This is a genomic window from Halorubrum xinjiangense, from assembly GCF_900102375.1.
Lineage (GTDB): Archaea > Halobacteriota > Halobacteria > Halobacteriales > Haloferacaceae > Halorubrum > Halorubrum xinjiangense.
This window is the reverse complement of the sequence record NZ_FNBO01000006.1, coordinates 145,040-165,682: the sequence shown is the minus strand read 5'-3', so window position 1 is coordinate 165,682 and position 20,643 is coordinate 145,040. Positions and strand designations below refer to the sequence as shown.

The 20,643-nt window shown below is 70.7% G+C and carries 21 protein-coding genes and 1 tRNA gene; 8 read left to right on the top strand and 14 right to left on the bottom strand.

Annotation, left to right across the window (positions count from 1 at the left end; all coding sequences use genetic code 11):
• Positions 1-68 precede the first annotated feature (68 nt).
• The 4 genes from F3H13_RS09110 to F3H13_RS09095 form a co-directional block, all read right to left on the bottom strand.
• Positions 69-152: transfer RNA gene (locus F3H13_RS09110), tRNA-Ser, on the bottom strand.
• Positions 153-360: 208 nt separating this feature from the next.
• Complete coding sequence (locus F3H13_RS09105) at positions 361-1,329, bottom strand: CPBP family glutamic-type intramembrane protease (protein WP_149798722.1); 969 nt, start codon at positions 1,327-1,329, stop codon at positions 361-363.
• 65 nt (positions 1,330-1,394) lie between these two features.
• The gene (locus F3H13_RS09100; RefSeq protein WP_149798721.1) at positions 1,395-2,150 is read right to left on the bottom strand and encodes a DUF2064 domain-containing protein; all 756 of its coding nucleotides are present in this window, start codon (positions 2,148-2,150) and stop codon (positions 1,395-1,397) included.
• Positions 2,151-2,252: 102 nt separating this feature from the next.
• On the bottom strand, positions 2,253-2,867 hold the full coding sequence (locus F3H13_RS09095; protein WP_149798720.1) for an NUDIX hydrolase: 615 nt from the start codon (positions 2,865-2,867) through the stop codon (positions 2,253-2,255).
• A 222-nt stretch (positions 2,868-3,089) separates the two neighbouring features.
• Here F3H13_RS09095 and F3H13_RS09090 point away from each other — a divergent pair, with 222 nt between their 5' ends.
• On the top strand, positions 3,090-4,547 hold the full coding sequence (locus tag F3H13_RS09090) for an ATP-binding protein (RefSeq protein WP_149798719.1): 1,458 nt from the start codon (positions 3,090-3,092) through the stop codon (positions 4,545-4,547).
• Between the two features lie 52 nt (positions 4,548-4,599).
• On the opposite strand, the gene F3H13_RS09085 is transcribed toward F3H13_RS09090, so the two are convergent.
• Positions 4,600-5,175 (bottom strand): class I SAM-dependent methyltransferase, encoded by a 576-nt coding sequence (locus F3H13_RS09085; RefSeq protein WP_149798718.1) that lies wholly within the window; start codon positions 5,173-5,175, stop codon positions 4,600-4,602.
• Positions 5,176-5,245: 70 nt separating this feature from the next.
• Between F3H13_RS09085 and F3H13_RS09080 the strand changes: the two genes are divergently transcribed.
• Positions 5,246-5,881: a GNAT family N-acetyltransferase gene (locus F3H13_RS09080; RefSeq protein WP_149798717.1), complete on the top strand. Its 636-nt coding sequence runs from the start codon at positions 5,246-5,248 to the stop codon at positions 5,879-5,881.
• Here the strand turns inward: F3H13_RS09080 and F3H13_RS09075 are convergent.
• The 3 genes from F3H13_RS09075 to F3H13_RS09065 form a co-directional block, all read right to left on the bottom strand.
• Complete coding sequence (locus F3H13_RS09075) at positions 5,878-6,390, bottom strand: TspO/MBR family protein (protein ID WP_149798716.1); 513 nt, start codon at positions 6,388-6,390, stop codon at positions 5,878-5,880. The two genes, F3H13_RS09080 and F3H13_RS09075, sit on opposite strands and share 4 nt — an antisense overlap.
• Positions 6,391-6,426: 36 nt before the next feature.
• Entirely contained in the window at positions 6,427-7,443 is a 1,017-nt protein-coding gene (locus F3H13_RS09070) for an AI-2E family transporter (RefSeq protein WP_149798715.1), read from the bottom strand.
• A 114-nt stretch (positions 7,444-7,557) separates the two neighbouring features.
• Positions 7,558-8,154 (bottom strand): DUF6149 family protein, encoded by a 597-nt coding sequence (locus tag F3H13_RS09065; RefSeq protein ID WP_149798714.1) that lies wholly within the window; start codon positions 8,152-8,154, stop codon positions 7,558-7,560.
• A 153-nt stretch (positions 8,155-8,307) separates the two neighbouring features.
• Here F3H13_RS09065 and F3H13_RS09060 point away from each other — a divergent pair, with 153 nt between their 5' ends.
• From F3H13_RS09060 to F3H13_RS09035, 6 genes are all read left to right on the top strand, one after another.
• Entirely contained in the window at positions 8,308-8,886 is a 579-nt protein-coding gene (locus F3H13_RS09060; RefSeq protein ID WP_149798713.1) for a DUF1684 domain-containing protein, read from the top strand.
• Positions 8,887-9,009: 123 nt separating this feature from the next.
• The gene (locus tag F3H13_RS09055) at positions 9,010-10,248 is read left to right on the top strand and encodes an NAD(P)/FAD-dependent oxidoreductase (RefSeq protein ID WP_149798712.1); all 1,239 of its coding nucleotides are present in this window, start codon (positions 9,010-9,012) and stop codon (positions 10,246-10,248) included.
• A gap of 105 nt (positions 10,249-10,353) precedes the next feature.
• Complete coding sequence (locus F3H13_RS09050) at positions 10,354-12,627, top strand: PAS domain S-box protein (RefSeq protein WP_149798711.1); 2,274 nt, start codon at positions 10,354-10,356, stop codon at positions 12,625-12,627.
• 79 nt (positions 12,628-12,706) lie between these two features.
• Entirely contained in the window at positions 12,707-12,922 is a 216-nt protein-coding gene (locus F3H13_RS09045) for a hypothetical protein (RefSeq protein ID WP_149798710.1), read from the top strand.
• A 123-nt stretch (positions 12,923-13,045) separates the two neighbouring features.
• Positions 13,046-13,462 (top strand): DUF7124 domain-containing protein, encoded by a 417-nt coding sequence (locus tag F3H13_RS09040; RefSeq protein ID WP_149798709.1) that lies wholly within the window; start codon positions 13,046-13,048, stop codon positions 13,460-13,462.
• 43 nt (positions 13,463-13,505) lie between these two features.
• On the top strand, positions 13,506-14,249 hold the full coding sequence (locus tag F3H13_RS09035) for a MogA/MoaB family molybdenum cofactor biosynthesis protein (protein ID WP_149798708.1): 744 nt from the start codon (positions 13,506-13,508) through the stop codon (positions 14,247-14,249).
• Positions 14,250-14,261: 12 nt separating this feature from the next.
• Here F3H13_RS09035 and trpG read toward each other — a convergent pair whose 3' ends face one another.
• The 6 genes from trpG to F3H13_RS09005 form a co-directional block, all read right to left on the bottom strand.
• Positions 14,262-14,855: an anthranilate synthase component II gene (trpG, locus tag F3H13_RS09030; protein ID WP_149798707.1), complete on the bottom strand. Its 594-nt coding sequence runs from the start codon at positions 14,853-14,855 to the stop codon at positions 14,262-14,264.
• A complete protein-coding gene (gene trpE / locus F3H13_RS09025) occupies positions 14,852-16,543 on the bottom strand; it encodes an anthranilate synthase component I (protein WP_149798706.1) in 1,692 nt (563 codons plus the stop codon). The genes trpG and trpE overlap by 4 nt, the downstream gene beginning before the upstream one ends.
• Complete coding sequence (locus tag F3H13_RS09020) at positions 16,540-17,184, bottom strand: phosphoribosylanthranilate isomerase (protein WP_149798705.1); 645 nt, start codon at positions 17,182-17,184, stop codon at positions 16,540-16,542. The genes trpE and F3H13_RS09020 overlap by 4 nt, the downstream gene beginning before the upstream one ends.
• Positions 17,184-18,257 (bottom strand): anthranilate phosphoribosyltransferase, encoded by a 1,074-nt coding sequence (gene trpD, locus F3H13_RS09015; protein WP_149798704.1) that lies wholly within the window; start codon positions 18,255-18,257, stop codon positions 17,184-17,186. The genes F3H13_RS09020 and trpD overlap by 1 nt, the downstream gene beginning before the upstream one ends.
• A 188-nt stretch (positions 18,258-18,445) precedes the next feature.
• Positions 18,446-19,147, bottom strand: a complete 702-nt coding sequence (locus F3H13_RS09010) for a universal stress protein (protein ID WP_149798703.1) — start codon at positions 19,145-19,147, stop codon at positions 18,446-18,448.
• 115 nt (positions 19,148-19,262) lie between these two features.
• Positions 19,263-20,546 (bottom strand): tRNA pseudouridine(54/55) synthase Pus10, encoded by a 1,284-nt coding sequence (locus tag F3H13_RS09005; protein ID WP_149798702.1) that lies wholly within the window; start codon positions 20,544-20,546, stop codon positions 19,263-19,265.
• Positions 20,547-20,643 lie beyond the last annotated feature (97 nt).

Sequence of the window (20,643 nt, the reverse complement as noted above, 5' to 3'; positions counted from 1 at the left end):
CTGCGGTCGCTCTCTGATTCGAATCCCGCACGGTTCTCGCGCGGCGCGAGAGTGCGCCGCGCTCGACACGGTGGGACTGGGATTCGAACCCAGGAAGCCGTGAGGCTACCTGCTTTCAAGGCAGGCGCAATGGGCCACTCTGCCATCCCACCAGTTCGGTCGTCTCGACGGAGTCGTCCGGTCCAGCGCCCGACCGTCGGTGGTACGACCGGGCGAGCAGAACTGGAACCGACGGAAATCACCGCGACGAGACGTTGTCGGATGATCACTCCCGAGGAGTTTGAAGCTATCGTTCTCTCGGCTTCTCGCCGGGCGATCCGGCGGGAGCCGCTTGTCGAGCGCACCGAGAGAAGGAGCAACCTACTCGGCGGCGGCCGACCCGCGTCGGCTCCGGACCACCTCCATCAGCGACTCGTCGATCGTCACGCTGCCCCGGGTCACGCGGACCCAAGCGGCGATCAGAGCGAGCAGCGCAAGCGACGGGAGGCCGAGCAAGAGCAACTCCACCGGCCCCGATCCGAGACTCCGTTCGAGCCGGACGAGCGCCGGGAACCCGCTGCCGGCCTGCCCGAAGACCGACGCGACCCAGAAATTCGTCGCGAAGTGGAGCCCGACCGGGAACGCGAGGCTCCCGGTGAGAACGTAGGCGGCCGCGAAGTAGACGGCCGCTGCCATCGCCTGCCCGGCGGCGAAAAGCGGGGTCGCGCCCTGCGCGGCGACGAGCGCATGCGCCGGACCGAAGACGAGAACGTTCGCGCCGCCTGCGGCCCAGACCGCCCGCCGCGGGGACAGCCCGCGCGCGGCGAGCCCCTCGCTCGCGTTGAGGATGAACACTCCCCGGAAGAGCAGCTCCTCCCAGAGTCCGATGGCGGCGAACGCCAGCGCCGTCGCCGCGACCGCGACGACGACCGCCGGGGCACCGTTGCCGCTCGCGACGCCGGGAGAGAGGGTCTCGACGACGCGTCCGGACCCGGTCGCGAGCAGCAGGCCGGTGAGCAGCCCCTGAAAGACGCACCCGGCCGCGACCGCCGCAAGGAAGTCACGCGCCCAGCGACGGTCCACTTCGAGCCCGTACCCGCGGAGTGGCCGCTCGCCGGGGACGAGCGAAGCCACCAGCGCGTACGCTCCGAGGGCGGCGACCACGAGTAGCGCCACCGGTCCGTTGACCAGCACGCTCGGCAGGTCGACGCGTTCAAGCAGGCGCCCGCCGCCGAGCAGGACGCCGAGGACCACGCCGAACCCGAGCAGGATCCGCCACGTCGCGCGTATCCGACGCCGATCGCGGCCCCACACTACCCGTCGGACCACGTCCGTCGCTGACAGCGCCATCGTGACAACTGTATTACGAGTGATCGAAAATAAAACTCCGGGCCGCTCGGCCGCGTTCGCCGGTCTCAGTCCCGAACCAGCCGCTGCTCGCCGTCCTCGACGATCACGTCTAGCCCCTTCTCGTGGACGAACGCCGCCGTGTAGTTCGGCACCACGCGCTCGGCCGCGAACCGCGCCCGCAACATGGGAACCACGTCGAGCAGGTCCTCGCCGGTCTCCAGCGAGGGCGACGGTTCCACGAAGTCCACCGAGCGGTCCGCGTCGCGGCCGCGCTCCGCGAGCGTCGGCAGCGCCGGCGCCTCGAACGCGCCGTCGAAGTCGATCGGCTCGGTGAAGCCCGCGTAGTACGCCCGCCCGTTCGACGAGGGGCCGAGGACGATCTCGGTCGTCCGCAGCTTCATCGCCGCCGAGTCGACGTTCGTCCGCGAGAGCAGCGGCGCGGTCGGGGTGACGACCGCGACGGAGTCGGCGCCCTCCTCGCGCAGCAGGTGCGTGACGGTGTTGCCGGCGCGCGCGCCGAATGAGGAGCCGACCTGCCGCTCGAAGCGCACCTCGTCGGTCCCGCCGAGGGTGTCCGCGACGAGCGTCCGCAGCTCCGCCTCCGGGCTCGTCTCGGTCCGGTACTCGGCGGGAAGGTCGTCCTCGTCGGGGAAGTTGACGAGGAGCTCGCCGCCGGAGCGGTCGACCGCGAGGACGGCGTCGCGGAACTGCGCCTCGTAGAGGTCGGCCGCCTCGGCGGGCGACAGCGGCGTCGACTCGGCGATCGCGGCTCCGACAAGCCCCTCGCGGGGCGGGTTCGCCAGCAGGGCGACGACGGTCATACCGGATCGCGGCGCGGGAGCGCCTTCAACTCGCCGCTTCGATTCGGACGGAGGCCGGCGCAGAAGTGACCCGCCCGGAGGCGGCCGGGCGACCGGGACCGATCAGGAGAAGTCGCGCCGCATCGCGATCTCGAACCACGGGCAGAGTCGGAGCTGCCGGTACAGTCCGGGGTTCTCGTGGAGGTGGTCGTAGTCGGCCCACAGCATGCCGCCGATCTCCTCGTCGTCCGGGTCCAAGGCGGTGTCGTCGAGGGTGACCTTCAGCACCGCGCACACCTCCCACTCGACGCCCTCGTTGGGGTAATAGCGCTTGTACTCGAACTTGTCAGTCACGCGGAGGTCGTCGTACTGGTCGGGCGAGATGCCCAGCTCCTCTTCGAGGCGCTGCTCTGTGGCGTCCTCCTGGGACTGCCCCTCGACCGGGTGGGAGGCGACCGTGCCGTCCCAGTGGCCGTCCCACAGTCGCTTGTTCGGCGCGCGCTGGGCCAACAGGATCCGACCGTCCCTGTCGAAGACGAGGCAGGTGAACGCGCGGTGGCGGATCCCGTCGCCGGTGTGCGCGTCGAGTCGGTTCACCGTCCCCTGCGCGACGTCCTCAGGGTCGACGGCGATGACGTCCTGAAGCGCGTTCTCGTGGTCCGTCTCGCTCTCGCCGCCGGTGTCGCTCGCGCCGGTGCCGGCGGGGTCGCCCGGCTCGCCCGCGTCTTCGGAACTCATGCGCGGTACGTCGCGGACCAGCGCTAATAAGGATTCGATACGGCGGCCGAGCGTCCCCACCCGCCGCCGGCGAACCCCCAATTTCTCCCGACGTTCCGCCCGCCTCCCGCCGGCGAACCCTCCGATTCCTTCCGACGTTCCACCTGCCTTCCGCCGGCGAACCCGCTGCTTCCCGCCGGCGCTTCGACGCTCTTAACCGCGTCCCGGCGCTACTAGCCGCGGATGAGTGACCCGGCGCTCGACGTTGTCGAGTTCGTGTTGACGACGCACTTCTACACGCAGGACCGCGACCTCGACGAGAACGACCTGCCGCCGCGCTTCCGGCAGGTGTTCTGGTCGGCCGACGCCGCCGAAGATGCCCCCGGCGGCGTGGAGCGACCGCTGAAGGCGACCGACGAGACCACCCGCACCGCGACCGGCGTCGAGCGGCCGTGGGAGGCGGTCTCCGACCTCCTCTTCACCCAGCGGACGGAGTTCTCCGGCGAGATATCGCTGACCCAGCCGTCGATGGGGCTGGAGTGGTACCGCGACCGCGCGGGCGACGACCGGATCGCCGGGAACCCGACGATCGTCGCCGCCATGGAGGCCGCCGAGGACCTGACGGCGCCGGTGACCCGCGAGGAGGCCCGAGACGACGTGCGACCGGTCCAGGCGGACCGCGTCTGGATCGACGCGCTGCTCGCGGAGTACTTCGACGAGGACGAGGACGGGGAGATGCTCGACCTCGTCAACGTCCGCGCGCCCGAAGAGATCGAGACGACGCTGGCCGATCTCGTGTTGACCGGCGACCAGGAGGGCGAGATCCAGAAGATCGTCAAGGCGATCGAACACCGCGAGTACCTCGCGGAGATCGGCCTGCGCGAGATCGGAAAGCTGCTGTTCGTCGGCCCGCCGGGCACCGGGAAAACCACCGTCTCGCGTGCGCTCGCCCACGAGCTCGGGCTCCCGTTCGTCGAGGTGAAGCTCTCGATGATCACGAGCCAGTACCTCGGCGAAACGTCGAAGAACGTCGAGAAGAGCTTCGAGGTCGCCAAGCGGCTCTCGCCGTGCATCCTCTTCATCGACGAGTTCGACTCGGTGGCGAAGACCCGTCGCTCGGACGAGCACGCCGCCTTGAAGCGCGCGGTCAACACCCTCCTGAAGTCGATCGACGAGGTGTCGCTGGTCCGCGACGAGGTCCTCCTCATCGGCGCGACGAACCACCCGGACCAGCTCGACGCCGCCGCGTGGCGCCGGTTCGACGAGATCGTCAACTTCCCCAAGCCGGATCGAGACATGCGCGCGGACATCCTCCGCGTGGTGACAAAGGAGATGAAGATCGCCGACTTCGACCCCGAGGAGGTCGCCGACCGGACCACCGGCCTCACCGGCTCCGACCTCCGGATGGTGCTCCGGGAGGCCGTCCTCGGCGCGCTCACCGAGGACCGGATGACGATCACGCAGGCGGACGTGATGGCGGCGGTCGCGGACTTCGAGGAGCGCGACAACCTCAAGAATATGGACATGATCGACGGGGAGGGCGCCGAGGTCCTCGGCGAGACGGGCTCGAACGACGCACACGACCACGGCGATCACGACCACGATCACGGCGACCACGACCACGGCGGGGAGGGCGGCCGCGACGAGGGCTCCCCGGACCCGACCCGCGGCGCCGAGCCGCAGGGACGGACGCAGGACTGACGCGCGTCTCCTTTTCCGCGGCCGGAATCGGACCACCCGCGAACCCGGCGATTCAGCGGCGGACGCCGACGACCGTGTAGCCGAACCCGCGGTCGACGATCCGCGGATCGAGGCCGGCGTCGTCCATCGCGGCCGCGAGGTCGCTCGGCGTTCGGAACCGCGAGTCCATTCCGATCGCGTGCTCGCCGGCGACGAGCAGCCGGCCGAGCGGGTGCGCCGGGTCGAACTCGCGGACGACCAGGGCGCCGCCGGGCGCGAGCACCCGCGCCGCCTCCGCGAGCGCTGCGTCCTGATCCGGCAGGTGATGAAACGCGTCGACGACCGTGATCGCGTCGACGCTCGCGTCGCGGAACGGAAGTCCCCCCGCGTCGCCGGCGACGCCGGAGAGCCCGCGGCCGCGACGCGCCCGCGAGAGCATCTCGACGGAGGCGTCGACGACCGTGATATCGGGACCGGTCAGCGCGGCCGCCGCGCGGCCCGACCCGCCGCCGACGTCGAGGAGGCGCTCGATCGGCCGCGCGGCGTGGTCGAGCCCCGCGGCGAGCGCCTCGCCGTCCGCCGGCGGCATCGCGAGGTCGTACAGCGGCGCCACCCGGTCGAAGAAGTCCACGTCGCCGAGTCCGTACATGGCAGAGACGAGCGCGGCGAGGGTCAAAGAGCCACCGGCCTATTTACGCTCTCGCCGCCGTACGGCGCCCATGGAGTACGCGCTCGTGTGCCCGCCCGGCGAGGGGGAGACCCTCCGGCTCGACTACCGGGCGTTCGCGTACGCCGGAAAGTTCGTCGTCGGCGCGCCGGGCAAGTCGGTGATCCGGACGCCGGACGGGCGCCCGGCCGCCCCCGACTGGGAGCCCGACGAACCGCTGCCCGACACGGTCGACCCCGCGGCGTTCGACGAAGACGTGATCGCGGCCGTCTCGTTCTCGTCCGACCGGACCGACCCGGCCTGCTGTCGGCTGCGGTACGTCACCGTCCACGCCGCGCGGCGCGGCGAGGGTATCGGCCCGCGGCTGATCGACGAGACCGTCGCCGACCTCGCGGTCGCCGGCTTCGACCGGGTGCGGATCGCCGTCAACAACCCGTTCGCGTACGAGGCGTGCCACAAGTGCGGCTTCGCGTACACCGGCGAGCGCACGGGGATCGCCGAACTGGAACTGGAGCGCCCGGCCGGGTCGCCCGCGGACGTCGACCCCGAGCGCTACCGCGAGGGGCTGGCGGCGTTCCGCGAGACGGACGGGGAACTGAGCCGGGCCGAGCGCCGGTTCGTCGCCGAGCGACTGGAGCGCGGCCCGCCGCAGGTGGAAGGCGGGACGGACTCCGCGAGGGAGCGCTAGTTGAGCGCCCAGATCGCGTAGTTGAGCGCGGTCGCGAAGGAGACCCACGCGAGATAGGGGAGGAGCAGCGCCGCCGCGCGGCGGTCGACGCGGTCGAAGGCCCGTATCGTCGCGACGACCAAGGGGAGGAGGACGACGAGGACGACGAGCCCGAGGTCCGGGCGTTCGAGTCCCCAGAAGACTGGCGACCACGCGACGTTGACGACGAGTTGGACACTGAACAGCGCGAGCGCGGTCCGAACGCGTCCCGTCGGCGCTCCGCCGTCGCGCCCGGCGAGGGAGACGAGCGCGGCCGCGGCGCCGCACAGCGCGTACAGTATCGGCCAGACGACGCCGAACGCCCAGCCCGGCGGGTAGAACGCCGGCAGTTCCAGCGACGCGAACCACGCGCTCTCGGTCGCGGTGAACGGGACGCCGAGCGCGCCGATCAGGTTGACGGCGACCGCCGCACCGGCGATGCGGAGCGCGTCGCGTCGGTCCGGGAGTCGGGAGGTCGCGGTCGTCGCCATGGGGTGACGTTCGCGGGGAGCGGGCTTAAATCCGGCTCAGATCGCGTCGTAGTCCTCGCGGAACGTCTCCAGCGTGGCCGCGAGCACGCCGATCACGATGGGGCCGACGAACAGCCCGGTGAACCCGACGGAGTAGATACCGCCGAACACGCCGAGGAGGATGACCGCCGGGTTCAGATGCGCCTGCTGGTCGATGACGAGCGGCCGAGCGTAGTTGTCCACCATCGCGATCACCGCGACGCCGTAGACGGCGAGGAATATCCCGGCGGTCACCTGATCAACGATAACGAGGTAGGCGGCCGCCGGCCCCCACACGAAGAAGGCGCCGATGAGCGGCAACAGCGCCAGCACCGCCATCACGAACGTCCAGAACACCACGTTCGGGATCCCGGCCGCCCACAGGCCGACCCCGGCGACCAGCGCCTGGAGCAGCGCGACCGAGATGTGACCGATGACGACGCCGCGGGTCATCACGTCGACGCGGTCGACGAGGTCGGCGGTGACGTCCGGGGGAAGCGGGCTCGTGTCCCGGATCCACTTGACGAACGCCGGGCCGTCGATGAGGGTGTAGTACACCAGAAACAGCGCGAGCGAGAGGCCGACGGACGCCCGGATCGTCGTGGTGAGCACGCCGCTTAAGCCGCCGAACAGCGTCTGGATGAGGAGTTCGCCGATCGTCTGGAGCGCGTCGCCGACCTCCGGGTCCTGACCCGTGATCGCGGCGATCTCCGCTTCGATCGCCGCGACGTCGACGGAGGACTCGCCCGCCGCGATGGCGGTGAGGTCGCGGACGAACACCCACGTGATGTACGCGAGCGGGAGGATTACGGCGACGATGGCGGAGAAGATGAGAGTCAGCGCCGACAGCATCTGCCCGAAGCGCTTCGAGATGCGCCGGCGGAGCCAGCGGGTGAGCCGGCGGTGGAACGGGTAGAGGACGAACGCGAGGATCGCCGAGGCGACCACGTACTCGACGAACGGGAGGATGACGAAGAGGGTCAAGAGCGCGACCGACCCCATGAGGAGGAGGAGGAACGATTGCCCGCGGTTCATAGGCCACCGTGTTTCCGGCAGAGTATAAACGTGGCCGGCGACCGGACGCGACCCCCGCGTTACGCGGAACCGGCGGCAGAACGGAACGAAAGAGAGCCGAAACTTCGAGCCCGCTCAGGCGCTCGCCTCGTCCTCGTCGAGTCCGGGCGCGGTCGCGGGGTCGACCTCGTCCGGCTCCTCCGTGTCGCCGCCGACGACCGTCTCCCCGTCGTCGGTCTCGACGTACACGTCGTCGGCGAAGCCGGCCAGCGCGTTCTCGTACTCGGGCTCGTCGAGCTTCTCCGGGGTCTCTGGCGCCTCGACGACGCCCTCGGGCGGGCGGAACTCACCGAGCGGGTCGTCGATCGTAATCGAGTATCGGGAGAAGAAGGACTCGTACCGACGGTAGTGGGGCTCCAGCTCTTCGCTCGGGATCTCCATCATCTCCGTCCAGCCGTGGTTGAAGAAGTCGAAGTTCGCCTGAATGTGGGTGATCTCGCGGGCCTCGGCCTCCGGGAACCCCGCCTCCAGCGCGGCGACGTACGTGTCCATCGTCGCGTCGAAGAAGCTGTCGAGGTGGTCTCGGCGCTCCTCGCGGCGCTCCTCGTCGGCCTTGTTGAGGAAGATGCTCGTGTGGAGGTCGACGAGCTTGTCGTTGGCGACGTCGCCGACGACCGGCGTGGTCAACGCCTTCTTGGCGGCCCAGTGGCGGATGTTCTGCCGGATTTTCATACGCTTCGTTGGGACGGGACGCTCTTGAATCTGTGGCGTCGGAGCCGAGTCCCCCGACTCGCTCCAGCCGCGAGCGGGCGGCGCGTGGTCGTGTGCGACGCCGACCCCGCCGCGGAACTGTTATTGCGCTCAGAGAACAATATTGCGGTAGACATGGCAATGAGTGAGAGCGACGACGACTGGGCGGCGCAGGTGGAGGCACAGCGACGGGCGAAGGTCCAGCAGTTCCGCGACTCGGCGCGGTCGCCGCTGCCGGTCTCGATGCGCGGCGACGCGTTCCCCGGACTGGCGTACTTCGACCCGGACCCGGCGTTCCGGTTCGAGCTGCCGGTTCACGAACACGACGAGAAGGAGACGGTCACCGTCGAGACGACCGCCGACGGCGAGCAGACGTATCGCCGCTGGGGGGAGTTCCGCTTCGAGGTCGACGGCGAGGCAGCGATGCTTCAGGCGTACCGACCGGCCGACGGCGCGGACCGCTTCTGGGTGCCGTTTCGCGACGCGACCAGCGGCGAGGCGACGTACGGCGCGGGGCGGTACCTCGACTTGGAGCCCGACCGCGACCGCGTCGACGGCGAGTGGATCGTGGACTTCAACCTGGCGTACAACCCGACCTGCGCGTACAACCACGCGTACGAGTGCCCGCTCGTCCCGACGGAGAACTGGCTCGACGTCGCGATCGAGGCTGGCGAGAAGGACTTCCCCGCGGAGCCGGCCGGCGCGGACCACTGATCGGTCGGGCGCGACCGACCCCGGAGCCGGCGCAGAAGCGCTTTTTGCGGCGATTGCGGGAGATTCTCACGCTGCGAGACGCGGATGACAACCCACATTAACCATGAATCCGAACGCCCGCCCATGAGCGATTCGTACGTGATCGTCGGTGACGGTATCGCGGGCGCCTCGGCGGCCGAGACGCTCCGCGAGGAAGCGCCCGACGCCGAGATCACGGTTCTCACGGACGAGGGTGAGTCCCTCTACAACCGGATTCTGATCAAGGAGTACGCGAAAGGGAAGCTCCCCGAGGCGCCGATCTCGATCCACCAGGAGGACTGGTACGACGAGCACGACGTCGACCTCCGACTCAACACCGTCGTCGTCGACATCGACGTCGAGAACGACGCGGTCCACACCCACGCGGGCGAGACGTTCGAGTACGACTCCCTCCTGCTCGCGATCGGCGGCACGCCCCAGCAGCTCCCCGTCGGGAACGCGGACGCCGACGGGATCCACCACTTCTGGACGTTCCAGGACGCCCGCCGGATAAAAGAGAGCGTCGAGGGCGCCGAGAAGGGCGTCATCGTCGGCGCCGGCCTGCTCGGCATCGACTTCGCGGCCATCTGCGGCGCGCAGGGCGTCGAGGCGAAATACCTGATGCGGGGCGACAACTGGTGGCGCTACGCGCTCTCGGAGGAGGGCGCCGAGATCATGCACGAGGCGATGCGCGAGCGCGGCGTCGAGCCCGTCTTCGGCTCCGGGGTCGACCATTTCGAGGTCGACGACGACGGCCACGTCGAGGCCGCGGTCGACCCGAACGGCGAGCGCTACGAGTGCGACTTCGCGGGCGTCGCCATCGGGCTGAACTTCAACACCGAGCTCGTCGAGGAGACGCCGCTGGAGCTCGACGACGGCATCGTCGTCGACGAGTTCATGCGCACGAACGTCGACAACGTGTTCGCCGCGGGCGATATCACCACGTTCAACGACCTCATCCTCGGCGATCGGGCGAAGAACGGCTCGTGGGGCTCCGCCAAGGAGCAGGGGACGATAGCGGCCCGCAACATGGTCGACTACGGCAGCGAGGCGTTCGAGTGGGTCTCCTCGTACTCGATCACCCACTTCGACTTCCCGTTCCTCTCCTTTGGCCACCCGACGCTCGGCGACGACTCGGTGGAGGCGACCACCGCCGAGGGCGAGTGGCGCCGCGTCGCGCTGAAAGACGGCAAGGTCGTCGGCGGCGTGCTCATCGGTGACCTCTCGCCGCAGTCCGCGTTCAAACAGCTGATGCGCGAGGGGCGCGACGTGAGCGAGCAGACGGACCGCCTCATGGAGCCCGGCTTCTCGGTCGACGACCTGGCGGCCCCGACCGAGCAGTAGCCCGCCGGCGCCGCCCCGTATCGGCGGCCGCCGATCGCGGCGACGGCTTCGCGGCGAGCGAACGCTCCCGGTGCTTTTTACCGTGGACGCGCCTTCCCTTTTTATATGTCATCCGGATCGTCACGGCCCCCCGCCGGCTTTTTCGCCTCCTTCGTCGAGGGGTGTTCCGATCCGGTCGTCTCCGTCGACGGGACGGGGGCGATCGTCTACGCGAACGCCGCCACCGAGGCGGTCCTCGGGTACGATCCGTCCGACCTTCGCGGCCGCGAGCTCTCGTCCCTCGTCGCCTCCGAGGCGGCCGACGAACGCGCCCGGTCGGTCCGCGAGCGGCTCGCACGGGTCGAGGGGCTCGGCGACTGCGGGAGCTTCTCCGTCCCGGTCCGACACGCGGACGGCCACACCGTGACCTTCTCCGTCCGGTTCCACGAACACGCCGCCGGAGACGAGCCCGGCGGCGACGGAAGCGATACCGTCCCGGACGCGGCGGCGGGCGACTCCGACGCGGCGGCGGGCGACTCCGACGCGGCGACTGTCGACATCGACGCGGAAACGGACGACTCCGACACCGTCTACACGGGGATCTTTCGGGACGGCGTCGAGGAGGTCGGCGGAACGGTGACCGAGACGTTCCGGAACCTCGTCGAACACGCCGGCCACGCCATCTACGTCACCGACACCGACGGGACGATCGAGTACGTCAACCCGGCGTTCACGGACCACACCGGCTACGAGCCGGAGGAGGCCCTCGGCGAGACGCCGGCGATCCTCAAATCCGGCGAGATGCCCGACGAGTACTACGACGGGCTGTGGTCGACGCTGCTGGACGGCGGGGTGTGGGAAGAGGAGATAATCGACCGCCGACGGGACGGCGAGCCGTACCACGCCCATCAGACCATCGCGCCCGTCACCGACGACGACGGCGAGGTGTCCCGGTTCGTCGCGATCCAGACGGACATCACGGAGCGGAAGGCGGCGATGGGACAGCTGAAACAGTACCGGGACATCGTCGAGCGGCTCGACGACCCGGTTCTCCTCCAGAACCGCGACGGGGAGTTCGAGCTGCTGAACGAGGCCGTAAGCGAGTTCGCCGGGATCGACCGCGAAGCGCTGTACGGCACCGACGAGTTCGCGTTCATGGACCCGGAGACGGCGGCCGAGATCGACGGGCGGCGGCGAAAGGTGCTCGAAAACGAAGAGATGAGCGAGTACGAGATATCGCCGACGTTTCCCGAGAGCGAGCGCGAGGCGACGTTCAGCACGCAGCGGTACCCCTACTACGACGCCGACGGCGAGCTGGCCGGGACCTTCGCCATCTGCCGCAACGTCACCGACCGGAAGGTTCGCGAACGGGAGTTGGAGCGGTACGAGCGCGCCATAAACGGCGCGACGGACCTCATCGCCGCGGTCGACCGCGACGGGCGGCTGCTGTTCGCGAACCCGCAGTACCGCGAGTACCACGGGCTGGGCGACGGTGACGTGACCGACCTGACGCTCGCCGACGTCGTCCCGGAGGAGGGGTACGACGACGTCGAGCGACAGGTGGAGCGGGCGCTCCGCGGGGAGTGGGTGGAGTACCGGACGACGCGGACCCACCCGACCCGGGGGAAGCGGACGTTCGACGTCCGGTACTACCCGCTCGACAGCCCCGACGAGGAGGCGCTCGCCGGGGTCGTCGGCGTGCTTCGGGACGTGACCGACAGCGAGAATCGCGCGCGGCAGCTCAGGGTCGTCGACCGCGTCCTCCAGCACAACCTCCGGAACGCGCTGACCGTCGTCCGCGGCCGGGCGGAACAGATCGCGGCGGGCGAGACCGAGCCGGGCGCCGCCGCGGAGTACATCGTCGCGCGGGCCGACGACCTCCTCGAGACGAGCGAGAAGGCCCACCACATCACCGAGATACTGAGCGACGCGGCGGAGACGGAGCCCGTCGACGTCGGTCGCGTCGTCAGACAGGTGGCCGCCGCGGCGGCCGACGAGTTCCCGAGCGCGACGGTCGACGTCTCGGTGCCGGACGACGGGGTCGCGACGGCGTCCGCGACGACGTGGCTCTCGCGGGCGGTCGACGAGCTGATCCGGAACGCGGTCGTTCACCACGACCGGGACCGACCGACGGTCGGCGTGTCGGTCGAGGTTCGTCCCGACGCGGTCGAGGTACGGGTCGAGGACGACGGACCGGGGCTGACCGAGATGAACCGGGACGTGCTCGTCGACGGCACCGCGGTCGACGCGTTGTACCACGGCAGCGGGCTCGGCCTCTGGCTCGTCTACTGGGTCGTTCAGCAGTCGGGCGGCTCGGCCGCGGTCGCGGACGCGGAGCCCCGCGGCACGGCGGTCACGGTCACGCTCTCCCGGGCACGCGACCGAGTCCCAGACAACTGAGGCGTCACCGTCGCGTTCGCGGCGGGGCGACGCTCGTCGGCGCGAAACGCTTATGATTAATCGTGTTATATGGTACCACATGTCACTAAGGGACACCGGGCGACGAGTACGGCTCCGCCGCACCGGTCGCGTTCCGGCCGACGCGCGGGTGCGCCACTACGACGAACTGGACGACGAGGAACAGGGCGTCGTCCGGGAGTTAGCGGGCAAGCCGTGGACGGCGCCGGAGACGGGGGACCTCGACGACGGCGACGTGGTGAAGTTCACCGACTACTACCGAGTACGGTCGCGGTGAGGGCGGCCGCGTCGCGGGGTGCGGTCGCACGGCGGTGATGGGTCGGGGGCGCGCAGTGTATCGGTCGCGGGCGCGGCCGCCCGGAAGCGAAGTTGTTTTCGCCGGCGGGGAGCTAGCGGAGCCATGGACAGCGGCGGATCCACAGACATGACGCTCGCGTTCGAGTTGGAGGCGCTGAAAGCGCTCGCGGACCCCAACGCGGTGTTCAACAACGCCCGACAGTGGACCGAGTACGTCGGGGTCGTCAGCGAGAAGCCCACCTACGTCGTCACGAACTTCACGCGGAAACACCGCGTGCGACAGGACTTCTTCTCCGGCCCGCGCGGCGTCGAGGAGAGCTTAGAGAACATCAGCGGGCAGTTCGACACGGACCGTCACGTCTTTGTGGGGGTCGACGACGAGGACGAGGCGGTCGCCGAGGCGACCGGCTGGGAGTTCCTCGGCGTCGAGGACGCCGCCGAGGCCGCGGGCTGGACGCTCGCGACCGGCGAGGCGACGGACGAGGCGCCCGAAGAGCAGACGCGCGACGACTGGCCCTGAGGAGACCGGGAGGTGTTTTGACGCGGGCGACGAATGCGGTGCCATGAGCGACGACCACGGCCACGACGAAGGCTCCGATCACCACGGCCACGACGAAGGCTCCGACCACCGCGAACACGAGGAGGGTTCTGACGACCACGACTCTCACGACCACGACTCTCACGACCACGACTCTCACGACCACGACTCTCACGACCACGGACACCAGCACGGCCACGACGCGGACTCCGACCACCATCACCACGACGTCGACTCGGTCGCGGCCGCGGTCGTCACGGTGTCCTCGTCGCGCACCGCGGAGGAGGACCCGGCCGGGAACTACATCGCGGACGCGTTCGAGGCGGCGGGCCACGATGTCGTGGTCCGCGAGCTAATCGGTGACGACTACGACAGCGTTCAGGGGGCCGTCGACCGCCTCGCCCGTCGGAAGGACACGGACGTCGTGGTGACCACCGGCGGGACGGGAGTCACGCCGGACGACGTCACACCGGAAGCGGTTCGGACGCTGCTCGCGAAGCCGCTCCCAGGGTTCGGCGAGCTGTTCCGCCGGCTCTCTTACGAGGAGGTCGGCACGCGGACCATCGGGTCGCGCGCGACGGCCGGGGTCGTCTCCGCCACCGCGGTGTTCTGTCTGCCGGGCTCCGAGAACGCGGTCCGACTCGGCGTCGACGAGATCATCCTCCCCGAGGTCGGCCACCTCGTCGGACTCGCCGGACGCGGGCTCGACGACGAGAAGGAAAGCGAGGACGAGGAAGGCGACGGCGAACCGTCGGACGAGAGCGCCTGACGCGCCGACGCTTCAGACCCCGGTGAGGAAGTTCCTGATGAGGTCGTGGCCGGATCCGGTCAACACGCTCTCCGGGTGGAACTGGACCGCCTCGATCGGGTACTCGCGGTGGCGGATCCCCATCACGATGGACTCACCGTCGTGGTCGGTGGTGGCCGTCACCGCGAACGCGTCCGGCACCTCGGTGGCCGCGAGCGAGTGGTAGCGGCCGGCCCGGAACCCCTGGTCGAGCCCGCGGAACACGCCCTTCCCGTCGTGGTCGACGGGGAACGCCTTGCCGTGGACCGGTTCGGGGGCGTGCCCGACGGTCCCGCCGTACTCGTAGACGGCGGCCTCCAAGCCGAGACAGACGCCGAGCGTGGGAACGGTCCGGGAGAGTTCGCGCAGCACCGACATGGTCACGCCCACGTCGCGGTCGTTCTTCGGGTGACCCGGCCCCGGGCTAACGATCACCGCGTCCGGATCCGCCGCTTCGATCTCCGCGAGCGACGCGGTGTTCTTGAACACGTCGACGGCGACCGGCTCGCCGTCGATCGTCTGGTCTGAGACGTACTCGACGAGGTTGTACGTGAACGAATCGAAGTTGTCGACGACGACGACGTTCATCGCTCCGCCTCCGCGCCCGTGGTGACCGGGTCGCCGTCGGCAGACCCCTCGCCCGCCTCGCGAATCCGGTCGATCGCGGTCAACACGCCGTCCATCTTCTGTTCGGTCTCCTCGTACTCCGCGGCCGGGTCGGAGTCGGCAACGAGGCCCGCGCCCGCCCGCACGCCGACGACCGACTCCTCGCCCGACTCGTCGAGCGTCGCGGTCCGGATGACGATCGCGAAGTCGGCGTCGCCGGTCCACGAGTAGTAGCCGACGCCGCCGCCGTACGCCTCCCGCGGCGTCGTCTCGAGGTCGTCGATGATCTCCATCGCGCGGACCTTCGGCGCGCCGGTGAGCGTCCCCGCCGGGAACGTCGCGCGCGTCGCGTCGAACGCGTCCGCGTCGGCCGCGAGCGTCCCCGTCACGGTCGACTCGATGTGCTGGACGTGGCTGTACTTCAACACGTTCATGAACTCCTCGACGCGGACGGAGCCCGGCTCCGAGACGCGCCGCACGTCGTTGCGCGCGAGGTCGACGAGCATCGTGTGTTCGGCGCGCTCTTTCCCGTCGGCGAGCATCTCGCCCGCGAGCCGCCGGTCCTCGACCGGGCTCGTGCCGCGCGGGCAGGTGCCCGCGATCGGGTTCGAGACGACCCGGTCGCTCTTCACCGACACGAGCGTCTCCGGGCTGGCGCCGACGACGCTCCGGTCGTCGTGGCGAAGCACGTACATGTACGGCGAGGGGTTCACGTCGCGCAGCGCCGCGTACAGCCCCAGCGAGTCGACCTCGCCGCGGAGCTCCCGGCTCCGCGAGATCACGCCCTGGTAGATGTCGCCGTCGAGGACGTGCCGTTTCGCCTTGCGCACCGCCTCCTCGTACTCCTCGCGCGGGTCGGCGGACTCCTCGCGCACGCGGACCCCGTCCGGGTCGGGCGGCGACGCGGCCTCCAGTTCGGCCGCGACGCGTTCGGCCTCCGCGACCAGGTCGTCGTAGACCGCGCCCGGGTCGTCGTCGACGCCGATCACGGGCGTGAACACGAGTTCGGCGCCGCCCTCCTTCTCGTCGAAGACGACGGTCCGGGTCGTGAGCGCGAACTCCGCGTCGGGAAACTCGGTCTGCGGGCGCTCGACGCCGACCTCCTCTAACCAGAGGTCGTAGACAGCCTCGTACGCGAGGAAGCCGACGAACCCGCCTGAGAGGATCTGCCGGTCAGTGTCGGGGAATCCCCGCAGGCTCACGTCGGGGAACGCGGCGCGAACGCGGTCGACCGCGTCGCCGGCGGCGGGGCCGAGGTCGCCGGGGCTCGAACTGCCGGCAGCGGTCGAACTGCCGGCAGCGGTCGAACTGCCGGAGCCGCCGGTGCCGACGAACTCCGCCGCGGGCCCGAGTTCGGTCACCTCGGTGCGGTCCGGGTGGACGGAGACGATCGCTTCGGGGTCGTATCCGACGAACGAGTACCGGGCGTGCTTGTCCGCCTTCCCGCCCGAGGTGAACGCCCCGTCGGGGTCGCTAGAGGCGACCTTCTCGCCGGACTCGAGGAGGAAGCCGTACGGCCCCTCGCCGACGAGCGTCGCGTACGCGCCCAGCGGGGTGACGTCGGCGTCGAGCGCTGCCGACGCGCGGACGACGACCGGCTTCTCGGCGTCGGCGGCGAGCTCGACGAACTCGGCCTTCGAGCGGTCGAGTGGGGGGTCCGGGTCGCTCATGCCAGCTCCATCTCCCGGCCCGCGTTCGCGACGAAGCGGGCCACCGCGTTGTGGTCCTTCCGCCCGCCCTCGATCTCGACGCCCGAGGCGACGTCGACGGCGAATGGGTCGGCGACGCGGACGGCCTCGGCGACCGTGTCGGCCGTGAGCCCGCCCGCCAGCACGACGGGCGTGGTGAGCCGGGCGGCGAGCTCGCCCGTCGCGCGCCAGTCGTGCGTCTCGCCGGTGCCGCCCGCCCCCGAGTCGTCGGTTGAGTCGACGACTAGGGCGTCGACCGCGCCGTCGAGCTCCCTTGCGCGGGCCGGGTCGTCGGCGTCGACCGTGAGCAGCACCCTGCGCTCGGTCTCCGCGCGGATGTACCGCAGCTCGTCGACGGTCCACTCGCCGTGGAGCTGGATCGCGTCGGGCGCCACCGTGCGCGCGAGTTCGACCGCGCGCTCGGCGGAGTCGGGCATCGTCACGAGCGTGCCGGTGACGAAGGGGGGCACGGCCGCGAGCAGCTCGGCGGCCGTCGCCGGGTCGACCTCGCGCGGCGAGTCGACGGGGACCTCGGTGATGACGCCGACCGCGTCCGCGCCCGCCTCGACCGCGGCGCGGAGGTCGGCCTCCCGAGTGATCCCGCAGATCTTCACCCGCGCCATCAGTCGTCGTCCTCCGCGGTCGTCTCCGGGCCATCAGTCGGCGTCGATTCCGCGTCGGCCGCGAGGGACTCGCCGTCGCCGCAGAGCGCCGCGAACTTCTCCGCGGCCGCGCCGGAGTCGATCGCCTCGGCGGCGCGCTCGACGCCCGCCGCGAGCGTGTCGGCCTCGCCGGCGACGTAGATGGCGGCGCCGGCGTTCGCGAGGATGAGGTCTCGCTTGGGGCCCGTCACGGAGCCGTCGACGATCCCCCGCAGGTCCGCGGCGTTCTCCTCGGGCGTCCCGCCCGCGACGGCTTCGATCGGGGCGCGATCGAGCCCGAGGTCGGCTGGCTCGATCGTGAACTCCGTCACGTCCTCGCCGTCGACCTCGGCGGCGACCGTCTCCGCGTGGATCCCGATCTCGTCCATGCCGGCGCCGTGGACGACGAGGGCGCGCTCGACGGGCATGTGCGCGAGCGACCGTGCGATGACGGGCACGAGGTCGGGGTCGTAGACGCCGAGCACCTGCGCGTCGGCGCCGGCGGGGTTCGTGAGCGGGCCGAGGACGTTGAAGATGGTCCGCATCCCGAGCTCCTTGCGGGGGCCGATGACGGCCTTCATCGCCGGGTGGAAGACGGGCGCGAGCATGAAGCCGATCCCGTCTTCCTCGATCGCGTCCTCGACGGCCGGCGGCTCGGCCTCGACGTCGGCGCCCGCGACCTCCAGCACGTCCGCGCTCCCCGAGGAGGAGGAGACGGAGTAGTTGCCGTGCTTGGCGATCGGCACCCCGGCGCCCGCAGCGACGATGGCGGCGGTCGTCGACACGTTGATCGTGTCGTAGTCGTCGCCGCCGGTCCCGCAGGTGTCGACGAGCGGCGCCCGGTCGGGCTCGATCGTCCGCGCCGCGTCGCGCATCCCCTGCGCGAACCCGGCGATCTCGGCCTCGGTCTCGCCCTTCGTCCGGAGCGCGGCGAGCAGCGCCCCGATCTGGGCCTCGGTCGCCTCCTCGAAGACGAGCCGCGCGGCCTCGCGCGCCTCCTCGACAGTGAGATCCTCCCCGTCCGTCACGCGCTCGACCGTGTCGTTGAGATTCATTGTGTCCACCGATGTAGTATTCCGCGTTGTGATGTACAAGTGTGTACACTGATTTAACGCTGTCGCCGCGACGTGAAACGATAGCACGCGGAGGAGAACGGGGCTGACGCGGAGGAGAGAGGAGGCTGACGCGGAGGGAAGCAACGCGGAGATCAGCAGCGCCGCGGCCGGCAGCGGCGACGGAGTCGTTACGCCGCGTCGAGCGCGGTCGACCCGTCGGCCTCGACGACGACGACCGGGACCTCGGCGTCGCCGACGACCGTGTCGGTGGTGGAGCCGAAAACGAAGCGGCCGACGGTTCCGGTCGTCGGCGCGCCCACGACGACCAAGTCGTAGTACGCCGACTGCTCGACGACCGCGCCCGCCGCGGTCCGATCCTCGACGAGCCACCGGTCCGCCCGTTCGAAGCCGCCGAGCCTGTCCTCGGCCGCGTCGAGGAGCCGCTCCCCGGCCACGGCGTAGTCGCTGGCGTCCGAGTCGCCGTCGGCGACGGCGGTCCCGCTCGCTTCCCCGTCGGGTCCGGCGTCGGCGAGCGCCGCGTCCGAGGGGACGACGTGGAACAGTTCGAGCCACGCGTCGGTGGCCGCCGCGATTTCTCGGGCCACGTCGACGGTCGCCCCCGAGTGGGGGCCGGGGCCGACCGCGACGAGGACCGAGGAGACGCGGTCGGGGCGCGCCGCGCGGTCGGCGCCGTTCAGCGACACGTCGGCAGCCGTCGGGACGTCGCTCGCGTCGTCGACCGCCGGTCGGATCACGGAGTCGCCGACCGCGGGCGAGCCTGCGTGGCCGGCTCCCCCAGTCCCGGCGGAACCGCCCGACTCGCCGCGGGCGCCGCCGTTTCGGGCCCCACCCTCTCGGGCGTTTCCGCCGCCGGCGTCGCTCCCGTTCATACCCGAACGTCTGACGCTCGTCAGATAAATCCCGTTGGTTCCCCGTTGGTGACCGGTTCGAGACGGGCTGCCGTCGGGCCGAACCGGGGCGCCGGGTCGGGAGGTCCGGCGCGCGCTACTCGCGGAAGAACTCGTCGCGCTCGAACGGCTCCGCCTGGCCCTCGACCGCGAGGACGTCGAGCGCGGTCACCTCGGCGCCGACGCCGAGCAGGCCGGCGAGGCTCGGCTCGGTCCGGCCCTCGTCGCCGGAGATCAGCTCCTTGATGTAGAGGCCGCCCTCGCCGCGGATCTCGACGGTCGCGTGGCGCGGGTCGTCGCGTTCGGCGGTCGCCTCGTACACGTCGCGCTCGCGGGTGATGCTCGCGCGGCGGTGGTCGACCCGGTTCGGCGTGTACTGCTCGACGGTGGCTCCCTCCAGCTCGGCGACCGCGTCGGCGAGGGCGTCGGCGTCGACGTCCGCGTCGAAGGTCACCTGTGCCCGGTAACGCTTGCCGGCGTCGTGCTCCTTCACGCGCTCGACCATGTCGTAGGTCGCGAGGCGGAGCCCCTCGACCTCGACCGCGCCGTCGGCGAACGCGTTGATGTCCGACTGGAGGCGGTCGGTGTCGACCCGGCGTCGGCGCGGCTCCTCGACCTCGATCACGAACGGGCGCCCGGTGCCTAACATCAGCGCGTCGACGTCCTCGCGGCCCGCGCCGTGGAACGTCGCCTCGGTGCCGTCCATCACGTCCTCGACGATCGGCGCGGTGTACTCCTCGACGCTGTCGTCGTAGAGGTAGCCGGAGCCGCCGCAGTGGTCGCAGGGGTCCGCGCCCTGCCGCCCGGAGCCCTTACACTCGCGGCAGGGCCACTCCGTCTGGGGAATGTCGCGCTCCAGTTTCCTGTAGCGGCCGTAGACGAACGTGGAGTTGATCTTCGCGTCGACCGCGTCGTCGGCCAAGTCGATCGTGAACTGGACGTCCGGGCGGTCGAAGGAGACCTCGGTGTCGGTGAGCCGGCCGAACCGCTTGCCGACCTCGCGGTTGAACTCCGACTTGAACGGTTCGCCCGCGTCCTCGTCGAGGCCGGCGTCCGCGCGGAGCAGCGCCTCGTTCTCCTCGATGAGCGGCGGCGGGCGCGTGCCGACGTTGTACGTCGCGAACTCGATCCCCTCGACCGCCTCGGCGGCGCGCTCGGCCCATTCGTCGAACTCTGCGCAGCGCCCCTCACAGACCCAGCAGTCCGCGACCGCGACCGGCTCGTGGTCCTCGTCGTCGCGCAGCGAGAGCGACACCCGGAGCGCCGAGCCGCGGTCGGCGTTCGACAGCCCGAAGCTCCGGCCGGCGACGAGCCGGCCGAGACAGGCGTCGCACACCGGCCCGGTCTCGGTCGCGCGCGCCGCGACGTCGAGTACGTCCATACGCCCTCCAACGCGCCGCGTGGTAACTGTCTTACTACTCGGTCGGGGTACCGTCGTTCACTTCGGTCGGGAGAGAACGCCGCAGTCGGATCGTTCA